Below are 10,249 nucleotides of genomic sequence, written 5' to 3'. Positions count from 1 at the left end.
ACGACTCCCATGGAGCGTCTACTTTTTGATTAACGATTATCGACCGTCTCTGGATAGAGGTCATGGTTGAACAGACGATGTTCTGCCATTTTCTCATACTTCGTACCAGGCTTTCCGTAATTGTAGTAAGGATCAATCGAGATGCCACCACGTGGTGTGAACTTGCCCCACACTTCGAGATAGCGTGGCTCCATCAATTTGACGAGGTCCTTCCCGATGACGTTGATGCAGTTCTCGTGGAAGTCACCGTGGTTACGGAAACTGAACAAGTACAACTTCAATGACTTCGACTCAACGAGTTTCTCATCCGGGATATACGAGATGTAGATCGTCGCAAAATCGGGTTGGTTTGTGATTGGGCACAGGGACGTAAATTCCGGTGCGTTGAATTTGACGAAGTAGTCGTTCTCCGGGTGACGGTTCGGGAACGCCTCGAGGACGTCAGGTGTATATTCAAAAATGTAAGGGACGCTCTTCTGTCCGAGGAGCGAGAGGTCTTGTAAGTCTTCTGGTCTCATGTTCATTCTCCTTAGACGCCACGTTCGTTGGCGTACAGTAATGTGTGTAGTTGTGGCAGGACGCGAACGCTTTGCCATGAAGGGTCGCGTGCGACGTCTTCCCACAATTGTTTTAAACGACGGAGCTGGGCATCGGTGATATCACCGTCAGCACCTGGCTCTGGATTACCGGCAGATAAATACATGACGTCCGGTGAGTAGCGTTGTTGTACTTCTTTCGCGTAGGCGAGGTCCACTTCATCAAAGACAGCGACTTTGAATGTCGTCTGCTCCGGGCGCAGCCGTTCGACGATGGCGTCGAGTTGTTCCCAGTTTGTCTTCATGCCAGACGAAGGAGGCTTCGGGCTGAGGGTCACGTCATCGATCTGTGTGAGCCACTCTTGATAGCGGCTACCTTGCGTCTCGACGGCGAGTGTGACGCCACGCTCTTTCAATTTCACGACGAGGTTCTCCATGGCCGCGATGAGGAGCGGGTTTCCACCCGATATGGTGACGTAATCGTACGCACCGAGTGCGTCAAGGCGATCGATGACCTCGTCCGCCGTTAGCATGTCCGGTTTTTCTGAACCGTCCCAAGTGAATGCTGAATCGCACCACGAACAGCGATAATCGCAACCGGCGGTCCGGACGAACATCGTCTTCTGTCCAATGGCACGTCCTTCTCCTTGGAAGGTCGGTCCGAACACTTCTAAAACAGGGATTTTCACGATTCCACCAACCATTCACGGCGGAACTCAGCGTATGACGTCGGCGTTTCATACAAACGGACGAATTCGACGCGCACGTCGCGTTCATTTGGCAAGTGTGTCGCCAACTGTTCGAAAATCCAATAACACATATTTTCTGCAGTTGTATTCATATAAGGGAGTGACTCGTTCAAGTAGCGATGGTCGAGATATGGCTCAAGCTCTTCTTTGAAGATTTTTTTCAAGTCACCAAAGTCGAGCGTCATCCCGCGATTGTCGAGAAAACCGCTGACACCCATCTGGAGCTTATACGTGTGACCATGAAGGGCACGACATTTGCCATCATAATCAAATAAATGGTGTGCCGCGTCGAACGTCACTTCTTTGACGATTTGAACACGATGCGGGCAGTAGATGAGCGACCCTTCTTGTTTCGATTCGACACTGGTCGGGGCAAGGAATGGAGCATGTTTCATACGCGCACCTCCTCGTAAGCTGTGAGTCCGTTTTGGCGAAGCTTACACGCCGGACATTCTCCACAACCTGAACCGATGACACCGTTGTAGCAAGTGAGCGTACGTTCTTTGACGTAGTCGAAGGCACCGAGCTCGTCGGCGAGTGCCCACGTCTCTTTTTTATCGAGCCACATGAGCGGTGTGTCGATGACGAATGGATAATCCATCGCTAAATTGAGTGTCACGTTGAGTGATTTGATGAATTGGTCTCGGCAATCCGGGTAACCTGAAAAGTCCGTTTCACATACACCGGTCACGATGTGATGCATACCGAGTTGTTTGGCCATGACAGCCGCAAATGATAAGAATAGATGGTTGCGTCCATCGACGAACGTGTTTGGGACGTCCGCATTGTCGATGTCGAGATCATGTCTCGTGAGCGCGTTTGATGTGAGTTGTCCGAGTAGGGACAAGTCGAGGATGTGGTGTGGGACATCGAGTTCTGCCGCGATTTCTTTTGCGACCTCGATTTCCGCATCATGGCGCTGACCATATGCGAATGTCACCGCCTCCACATGAGAGAATTGTTGTTTTGCCCAAAACAGGCAAGTGGTTGAATCTTGGCCACCACTGAAGACGACCAAAGCTTTTTCGTGTTGCATGAAGCACACTTCCTTTTCGCTAGTTTTGATGTCGGAGGAGGTTACGAACTCCGGAGGTCACCCTCAAGCATATAATTTATCATAAAAAGACGTTTGACAGGGAGAAAGGAAGCGAGTATAGTAAAAAACATCACTGACATGCTTTTGTGCATAAAAGCGTTTAAGCGGTTAGGCGAAATAATAAATGATTATGATATAACGAAAGGAGGGGACGTCGATGCAGATGAAAGGAAAAGAAGCTGTATTCGTCGTGTTGATGAGCGGGATCACCTTGCTCGCACTGATGTTTTTGGCCAAAGCGACGCCGCATATGGCGATTTTTGGCACAATGGTAATAGTAGGTGGATACGCATATTATCGCTCACGCGACTTCAAACAGATTGAAACGGCGATGATCAACGGGATTCGTGAAGCGATCATGCCGGTGTTAATTTTGTTGTTGATTGGGATGCTCATCGGAGTGTGGCAAATGTCCGGGACGGTCGCGACGATCCTCTCCATCGGATTAAATACAATCTCTGCTGAATGGTTCTTACCAAGTGTCTTATTGATTACGATGATTGTCTCAACATTCACAGGAAGTGCGTTTACTACAGTCGGAACGGTCGGTGTCGCCTTGTTCGGAATCGGGACGGCACTAGGCATCTCGCCAGCTCTCGCTGCAGGTGCCATCGTGTCGGGTGCGCTCTTCGGAGACAAGATGAGCCCATTGTCGGATACGACAAACTTTGCGCCGGCAGTGGCGGGTGTCAAATTATTCGACCACATTCGCTTCATGATGGGGACGACGATTCCAGCGTTCATCATCACGTTAATTTTATTCACGTTCCTCGGACGTAGCGGTCAAAGCGCGGACACGACACAAATCGCGGAAGCACAAGCTGCGCTCAGCGGACGTTTCGACCTCTCATGGCTCACGTTAATTGCCCCTGTGCTCGTCGCAGTGCTTGCGTTCCGCCGCATGCCGGTCTTGCCGACGATGCTCGTTGGGATGTTCGCAGGTGTATTGACGGCTGGATTCGTTCAAGGCAACTGGAGCATCTCGAACTGGCTCGGTGTCATGCAGTCTGGATTCAAGTCAGGTGTCGAGAATGAGACGATTGCGACGGTACTCGATCGTGGTGGTCTTGAATCGATGCTTTGGTCGGTCAGCCTCGTCTTGATCGCCCTTGCATTCGGAGGCTTGTTACGTGAACTCGGTGTGTTCCAAGCAATCGTTGAATCGTTGCTCGAGCGCTTGAAGTCACCAGGAAGCTCGGTCCTCTCGGTCGTCCTCAGCTCAATCGGTGTCAACTTGCTCGCAGGGGAACAGTACTTGTCGATTCTCTTGCCAGGACAGGCGTTCAAACAAGGGTTTATCGATCGTGGAATTGACCCACGCTACTTGTCACGTGCGCTTGAGGATGGCGGGACTGTGATCAACCCGCTCATTCCATGGGGTGTCTCCGGTGCATTCTTCGCAGCGACACTCGGTGTGCCTGTATTGGAATACGCCCCATTTGCGTTCTTCCTTTGGCTCAGCCCCGTCTTCTCCATCATTTTGGGATACGTCCGATTGGGGAAGCAACGTGAATCACTTAAAATCGCATCGTAATATCGAGGTGTCCTGCCATGCAGGGCATCTTTTTTGTGTGCAGCATATGACTTTTGAGAAAATAGGAAAAACGGAGGTGGAACGATGAAGCGACTCGATCTAGCATTTTATGAACAACCGACACTCGAATTGGCACGCGCCTTACTCGGGCAATATTTGGTGCGGCGACATCCGGAAGGTGACATCATCGCGAAGATTGTCGAGACAGAGGCTTACCTTGGTGCCATCGATCGGGCGGCACATAGTTTCGGAGGGCGTCGAACGAAACGGACGGAAGTCATGTTCGGACAGCCTGGGCATGTATACACGTATCAAATGCATACACATACGCTCCTGAACGTGGTCAGTGGTCCGGTTGGTACACCGGAAGCCGTGTTGATTCGAGCCGTCGAACCGATTCAAGGACATGAATGGATTGCTTCGAACCGTCCTGGGGTGAAACGATATGACCAAACGAACGGACCAGGGAAGTTGACGAAAGCACTCGGGATCACGATGGACTTATATGGTCACTCGTTCCAACAAGACCCGCTCTATCTTGCTGAAGGTGAGACGGGAATGGTGATTGAGGCGGGTCCACGCATCGGCATTCCGAACACGGGCGAGGCGCGTGACTACCCATATCGCTTCTTTGAACGCGATAATCCGTATGTCTCGAAGTTCCGTTGAATGCATGCAATGATGTTTAAGTGATTCATGCCAGTGGAACAGTCCCTATGTGCATAAAACAAACAGAGGGAGTGTTTAGAACATGGCAAAAGTAGCAACGCTCATTACAGATATGTTTGAAGATGTAGAATTCACGGGTCCCCGTGACGCATTGGTGGATGCGGGACATGACGTCGTGACGATCGAGAAGAAAGCAGGCAACACGGTAGAAGGGAAGCAAGGAGAGGCGAAAGTGAACATCGATCAATCGATTGACGATGTATCGCCAGAAGATTTTGACGCCCTTCTCTTACCAGGCGGATTCTCTCCTGACTTGTTGCGTGAGGACGAACGTTTCGTCTCGTTCGCGAAAGCCTTCATGGATGCGAAAAAACCTGTCTTTGCCATCTGTCACGGACCACAGCTGTTGATTACGGCGAAGTCGTTAGAAGGTCGTGACGCGACCGGTTATAAATCGATTAAAGTCGACATGGAGTATGCCGGTGCCAAATATGCGGATAAAGAAGTCGTCGTCTGTCAGAACCAGCTCGTGACGAGCCGTCAACCGGATGACATTCCGGCGTTCAATCGCGAGATTCTCAACTTATTGAAATAACACGTCAACCACGAGAGGAATCTCGTGGTTTTTTTGTGTTTTCGGGAATAGACAAGTAAGGAGGAGATTCAAATGAGAAAACGAGCACGTTCACCTAGTTAAGTTCGTCGAAACGTTGTCCGATTAGGATGGATTCGTTGGTTTGAAGGCTTGATTCCCGCATACGTGATTGAACGGCTGTTCTGGGAGTCACGGGGCATCTCCGTTCAGGAAGTCGTTTATTTAGAGATGGTGTATGCGCTCATCATCGTTCTGTTCGAAGTACCGACTGGTGTATGGGCGGATCATACGGCACGGCGTCGACTTGTTCAAATCGGTGTCGCGTTAGAATGGCTGTCGTTTATCGTCATTTTGTATTCGTTCACGTTCACGGGTTTCTTTGTCGCGATCAGCTGTTCGGCCGTTGGGTCGGTCATTCGAAGTGGGGCAGAGAATGCGCTGCTATACGAGTCCTTACAGGAAAGTCATGAAGCTTCGTCATTCGAACGGGTTCTTGGGAAGCTGAACGCGATTGGGATTGTGGCCGCTGTGGTGGCGGCATTGAGTGGCAGTATGTTGGCGCAGTACCTTCCCTTGGAGTGGAACTATGGAGTCTCGATTTTGAGTTTAATGATGGCGACACTATGTAGCGTATTTCTCGTTGAACCGACTCATCGAGAGCGGGAGGAACGTTTGACGTGGCGCCATTTGTTCAAAGGGTTTCAATTCATTTGGTCAAACCGACAACTTCGTTATGTCACAATCGGTTTTTTGGCAGCGGTATCCGCTTTTAACTTCATCGATGAATTTTGGCAACTGTACGCTCGCGATGTGTCCGTTCCGATCTATTGGTTCGGTGTCATTTCAAGCGGGTTGCTCTTGATCCAGTTACCTGGGCAACTGTTCGCAGGTACCATCGTGCGTGTTGCCCCGTCGGAACGTTGGTTGAAACGATTCGGTTGGGTGATTGGTGGCGGGTTTCTCTTCATCGGTTTATTTCCGAGTCCAATCGGAATTGGTGTCATGGGATTGTTGGCGCTTCTCTATGGGGCGATGGAGCCACTTTATTATGGACTTTTGCACCATCAAGTTCCTTCATCCATTCGAGCGACGACGGAATCGTCTGTCTCGATGCTGTGGCATCTTGGCATTCTCGGATTAGGGGTTGTCTCTATTTTTGGCGTATTCAATGATTGGGCTTGTTGTGTGGGTCGTTCATGCGACTGCACGATAATTCTCACAGGCATGGGCCATAAGCCATGCCTGTTTTTACGTCTTAAGACGGACGCAAGATGGTGAGGAGAAGTGTATGATGAGAACAATCTAAAGGAATTACAGGAGAAACATCGTGGAATGGTATGAGTTATTCGTAGGTTTTTTATTAGGAGTCGTTGAGGGGCTGACTGAATTCGCTCCGGTCTCGTCGACAGGTCATATGATTCTCGTGGACGGACTTTGGTTGAACTCGAGTCAGTTTTTAGGTCAGGAAGTGGCAAACACGTTTAAAATCGTCATTCAATTAGGTTCGATTTTAGCGGTTGTTGTCGTCTTTCAAGACCGATTCAAAGCGTTGCTGAATCCGAAGGCGCTATTCACAATAAGGCAAAACGAGACAGTACGCCAATTCAATCTGATACATATTTTGATTGGACTGCTTCCGGCCGGTGTCCTCGGTATATTGTTCGAGGACTACATCGATACACACCTCTTCTCGGTCAAGACGGTGTTGATTGGGTTAGTCATTGGGGCTTTCTTTATGATTGCCGCAGATCTATCAGGTGTGAAACGACAAACGACTGCAACGCTCGATGACATCACGTATAAGCAAGCACTTGGTGTCGGATTGATTCAATGCTTCTCGTTATGGCCAGGATTTTCACGGTCGGGCTCGACGATTTCAGGTGGTGTCCTCCTTGGGATGAGTCACCGAGCAGCAGCAGATTTTACGTTCATTATGGCGGTGCCGATCATGTTTGGAGCGAGTGCGTTGTCGCTTTATAGCAAATGGACGTACTTTACGCTCGATACATTGCCGGTGTTTATCGTCGGGTTCATCAGTGCGTTTCTGTTCGCGCTTATTTCGATTAAGTTCTTTTTGAAGTTGATCAACAAAGTGAAATTGATGCCGTTCGCGGTCTATCGAATCGTATTGGCCATCGTGATTTACGTTCTTTATTTCTAAAAAAACACGTGCGAACGGCACGTGTTTGAAACCAATGAATGGAATTGTTCGTATAGTCTAGAAGAGGTGAAAACATGGGACAAATCGTTGTAGTATTCGGAACGTTAATCGGTCTTGGGACCGTTGGGGCATTGCTTTATATGACCCGTCTAGCCTATGAATCATGAGAACGGATAATGATAGAAGCGCTCACGTTGGAGTAACTCCATGACGTGGGCGTTTTCTGCGTTGTCGATCGCGCGAAGTAGACCTTCCGTCTGAGAACGATGGGCAAAGAGGGAGTCTTTCTTCTGCTCGCTCTCTTCCGTCACATCGACGATCACGTGAGGTTGTCCGAGTTCTTCTTCTGTGCGGCGATCGAATGCGACACCTAAAAATTCAGGTCGTGTCTCTCCCATCTCCTGAAGTGCTCGTACGACAGCACGTGCTGTCGCTTCATGGTCCGGGTGGACGGCATACCCTGGATAGAACGAGATGACCGTTTCCGGCTTCACTTCGTCAATCAATGCGCGGAAGCGACCAGCGAGCTCTGCCTCGTCCTCAAATTCGACGGTTTTATCACGAAGTCCCCACATGCGCAAATCTTCGATGCCCATCATCCGACAAGCTTCTTCAAGTTCATGTTTTCGAATTTTAGGGAGCTCCTCACGCGTCGTAAAAATCGGGGAGCCCATGTTGCGTCCCATTTCGCCTAGTGTTAAGCAGACATACGTGACCGGAAGTCCTTTTTGACGATGTTGGATGATCGTTCCGGCTGAGCTGAACGCCTCATCGTCCGGGTGTGGGAAAATGACGAGTAATGGTCCATTCATTGGTTCTCCACCTCCGATGCTCCTTGTGGAAGCGGTTTGATATCGATGTGTAGCGCACACGCCAGTCGACCGAGTCGATCGTGACCGGCGAGTAACAGCTGTTCGCCGTGCGCCTCATAGTCGGTCAATCCTTCAACATAGAGCCAGCCGTGATCGAGCTTTAAGCCGACACGGTAAGGTCCGTTTCCTTTGATTTGACCGATGCTATATTCGATTTTGGCATTACGGATAAACATCCCGGCGTTATGGAAGTCCGGGTCGTTATGTGTCGCATAGGCACCATTTGTCGTCTCGACATGCACGAAAAGTGGTGTTGCGACGTGATTGTCTAAATATTGCTGAATGTGATCAGGTTGAATCGCTTTCACGTCTGTCCCTCCAATGGAAAGGATGACCCGAAACGTCACGTTCCGGGTCATCTGTTTACGATTGTGTTGCTACTTTTTTACGGTATCCCGTGTGGTTCGTCGGTCCAACGTATTGATTGAGACGGAATGAGTGACGAACTGCTTCTGTGATAAATTCTTTTCCGATTTCAATCGCTTCTTCGACCGTATGGCCGTTTGCGAGAGAAGCCGCGATGGCAGAAGAGAACGTGCATCCACCACCGTGTGTGAACGCAGGCTCGATTTTTTCACTTTCAAGCAGGCGGAATTCGTTTCCGTCGTACAAGACGTCGAATGCTGTATCGAAACCAAGTTTGCCACCGACTTTGACGATGACGATCTCAGCGCCGAGCTCATGGATCAGGCGAGCCGCTTCTTTGATTTCGTCCATCGTCGATGGTGTTTTATCGAGGCCAGCGAGCATACGCGCCTCGAATAAGTTTGGAGTGATGATTTTTGCAACTGGTACGAGATGTTGACGCATCGCGACCGCAACGTTCGGGTCAAGAATCTCATCCGCACCTTTACATGCCATGACCGGGTCGACGACGGCATTCTCGATTCCGTATTCTTTAATCTTACGTGCTGCGAGTTCGATGATTTCAGGTGTCGGGAGCATTCCCGTCTTCACTGCATCGACTCCGATCCCAGCGAGTACCGTATCAATTTGTTTCTCGATCAATGTCGTGTCGATTGGAAAGACTTCGTGGTTCCATGCGTTATGTGGATCTTGTGCCACAATGACAGTCAAAGCTGTCATACCGTACACACCGAGTTCTTCCATCGTTTTGAGGTCGGCTTGGATACCCGCGCCGCCGCTCGTATCAGAACCGGCAATCGTCAATGCTTTCTTCATCGTCATAATCGTCCATCCCCTTTGTCTGTTTGGATAGTTTCACTATAACGACTTTTTCGTATTCCGACAAATGCAAGGATTACAAGAAGTGTTCATAACTTTTCAGAAAAAGTATGCAGGATGTTCATCATATTTGGGGAATAATAATGAATAGGGTGTAGACCACTTTATTATTGGCTAGGAGGAAAACGCATGTTAGTGCATAGCTTATGTATCCCGAAGAAAGATGTTGTCACAATCAGTGAAAAGGCAACATTGCGGGAAGCGCTTCATACGCTTGAAGAAACAGGATATCGTTGTGTGCCTGTTTTAGATGAGACGGGGAAATTTTTCCGCGGTAACATTTATAAGATGCATATTTATCGTCATGGAATGAACGGGGAAAACATGGACGATAATGTGATGACGCTCATTAAAAATACGCAAAAATACGTTCATGAGTCCGACGGCTTCTTCGAAGTCTTTTTCTCAATCAAAGAATTGCCATACATTGCCGTATTGAAAGATGAAAGCAATGAGTTTTATGGCATTCTTCCGCATGGGAAGATGCTTGGGATGCTCGAGGAGGCATGGAGTCGTGACACAGGTAGTTACGTCTTGACGATTGCCTTGAGCGAACAGGCAGGAGCGCTCGAGAAGATTACAAAAATCGTGAACAAGTATACGTCAATCGCAAGCTTGATGACGCTTGATGCAAAAAGTAAGGTGTTGCGTCGCGTACTCGTGACGTTACCACCGGATTGCGAAGAAGACATGAAGAACAAAGTTGTCGCCAAGCTTGAACAAAAAGGCTTCCGAATCGTCGAAGTCGAGAACTTGAACAACTAAGTCAAAGCCCTTTCACGTCACGTGAAA

Annotated in this window: 13 protein-coding genes; 6 read left to right on the top strand and 7 right to left on the bottom strand. The window is 49.2% G+C overall.

Annotated features, from left to right (window positions below):
- Positions 1-29: 29 nt before the first annotated feature.
- The 4 genes from queF to queC are packed head-to-tail and all read right to left on the bottom strand — an operon-like array spanning position 30 to position 2,321.
- Positions 30-518 (bottom strand): preQ(1) synthase, encoded by a 489-nt coding sequence (gene queF, locus ON063_RS13575; protein WP_015880473.1) that lies wholly within the window; start codon positions 516-518, stop codon positions 30-32.
- An 11-nt stretch (positions 519-529) separates the two neighbouring features.
- Entirely contained in the window at positions 530-1,240 is a 711-nt protein-coding gene (gene queE / locus ON063_RS13570; protein WP_274665485.1) for a 7-carboxy-7-deazaguanine synthase QueE, read from the bottom strand.
- A complete protein-coding gene (gene queD / locus ON063_RS13565; RefSeq protein WP_015880475.1) occupies positions 1,222-1,680 on the bottom strand; it encodes a 6-carboxytetrahydropterin synthase QueD in 459 nt (152 codons plus the stop codon). The genes queE and queD overlap by 19 nt, the downstream gene beginning before the upstream one ends.
- Positions 1,677-2,321, bottom strand: a complete 645-nt coding sequence (gene queC, locus ON063_RS13560; RefSeq protein WP_015880476.1) for a 7-cyano-7-deazaguanine synthase QueC — start codon at positions 2,319-2,321, stop codon at positions 1,677-1,679. Before queC ends, queD begins: the two co-directional genes overlap by 4 nt.
- Before the next feature lie 217 nt (positions 2,322-2,538).
- On the opposite strand from queC, the gene nhaC reads away from it, so the two are divergent.
- The 5 genes from nhaC to ON063_RS13535 all read left to right on the top strand — a co-directional run bounded on the left by nhaC (position 2,539) and on the right by ON063_RS13535 (position 7,340).
- Positions 2,539-3,915, top strand: coding sequence for a Na+/H+ antiporter NhaC (nhaC, locus tag ON063_RS13555; protein WP_214695882.1), 1,377 nt, complete (start codon positions 2,539-2,541; stop codon positions 3,913-3,915).
- A gap of 84 nt (positions 3,916-3,999) precedes the next feature.
- Positions 4,000-4,584: a DNA-3-methyladenine glycosylase gene (locus ON063_RS13550; protein ID WP_271305939.1), complete on the top strand. Its 585-nt coding sequence runs from the start codon at positions 4,000-4,002 to the stop codon at positions 4,582-4,584.
- An 82-nt stretch (positions 4,585-4,666) separates the two neighbouring features.
- Complete coding sequence (locus ON063_RS13545) at positions 4,667-5,179, top strand: type 1 glutamine amidotransferase domain-containing protein (RefSeq protein ID WP_274665484.1); 513 nt, start codon at positions 4,667-4,669, stop codon at positions 5,177-5,179.
- Between the two features lie 165 nt (positions 5,180-5,344).
- Complete coding sequence (locus ON063_RS13540) at positions 5,345-6,457, top strand: MFS transporter (protein ID WP_274665483.1); 1,113 nt, start codon at positions 5,345-5,347, stop codon at positions 6,455-6,457.
- A 49-nt stretch (positions 6,458-6,506) separates the two neighbouring features.
- A complete protein-coding gene (locus ON063_RS13535; RefSeq protein ID WP_274665482.1) occupies positions 6,507-7,340 on the top strand; it encodes an undecaprenyl-diphosphate phosphatase in 834 nt (277 codons plus the stop codon).
- A gap of 161 nt (positions 7,341-7,501) precedes the next feature.
- On the opposite strand, the gene bshB2 is transcribed toward ON063_RS13535, so the two are convergent.
- The 3 genes from bshB2 to pdxK are packed head-to-tail and all read right to left on the bottom strand — an operon-like array spanning position 7,502 to position 9,400.
- Positions 7,502-8,152: a bacillithiol biosynthesis deacetylase BshB2 gene (bshB2, locus tag ON063_RS13530; RefSeq protein ID WP_274665481.1), complete on the bottom strand. Its 651-nt coding sequence runs from the start codon at positions 8,150-8,152 to the stop codon at positions 7,502-7,504.
- Positions 8,149-8,520 (bottom strand): YojF family protein, encoded by a 372-nt coding sequence (locus ON063_RS13525; protein ID WP_274665480.1) that lies wholly within the window; start codon positions 8,518-8,520, stop codon positions 8,149-8,151. Before ON063_RS13525 ends, bshB2 begins: the two co-directional genes overlap by 4 nt.
- 55 nt (positions 8,521-8,575) lie before the next feature.
- Complete coding sequence (gene pdxK, locus ON063_RS13520) at positions 8,576-9,400, bottom strand: pyridoxine/pyridoxal/pyridoxamine kinase (protein ID WP_214785603.1); 825 nt, start codon at positions 9,398-9,400, stop codon at positions 8,576-8,578.
- A 186-nt stretch (positions 9,401-9,586) separates the two neighbouring features.
- Here pdxK and cbpA point away from each other — a divergent pair, with 186 nt between their 5' ends.
- Positions 9,587-10,222 (top strand): cyclic di-AMP binding protein CbpA, encoded by a 636-nt coding sequence (gene cbpA, locus ON063_RS13515; protein ID WP_214695898.1) that lies wholly within the window; start codon positions 9,587-9,589, stop codon positions 10,220-10,222.
- The last annotated feature ends 27 nt before the right edge of the window (positions 10,223-10,249 follow it).

Source organism: Exiguobacterium sp. B2(2022) (genome assembly GCF_028823655.1).
In the GTDB taxonomy this organism is placed as follows: Bacteria; Bacillota; Bacilli; order Exiguobacteriales; family Exiguobacteriaceae; genus Exiguobacterium; species Exiguobacterium aestuarii_A.
The sequence above is the reverse complement of the archived record's forward strand: the minus strand, read 5'-3'. Positions and strand labels throughout refer to the sequence as shown.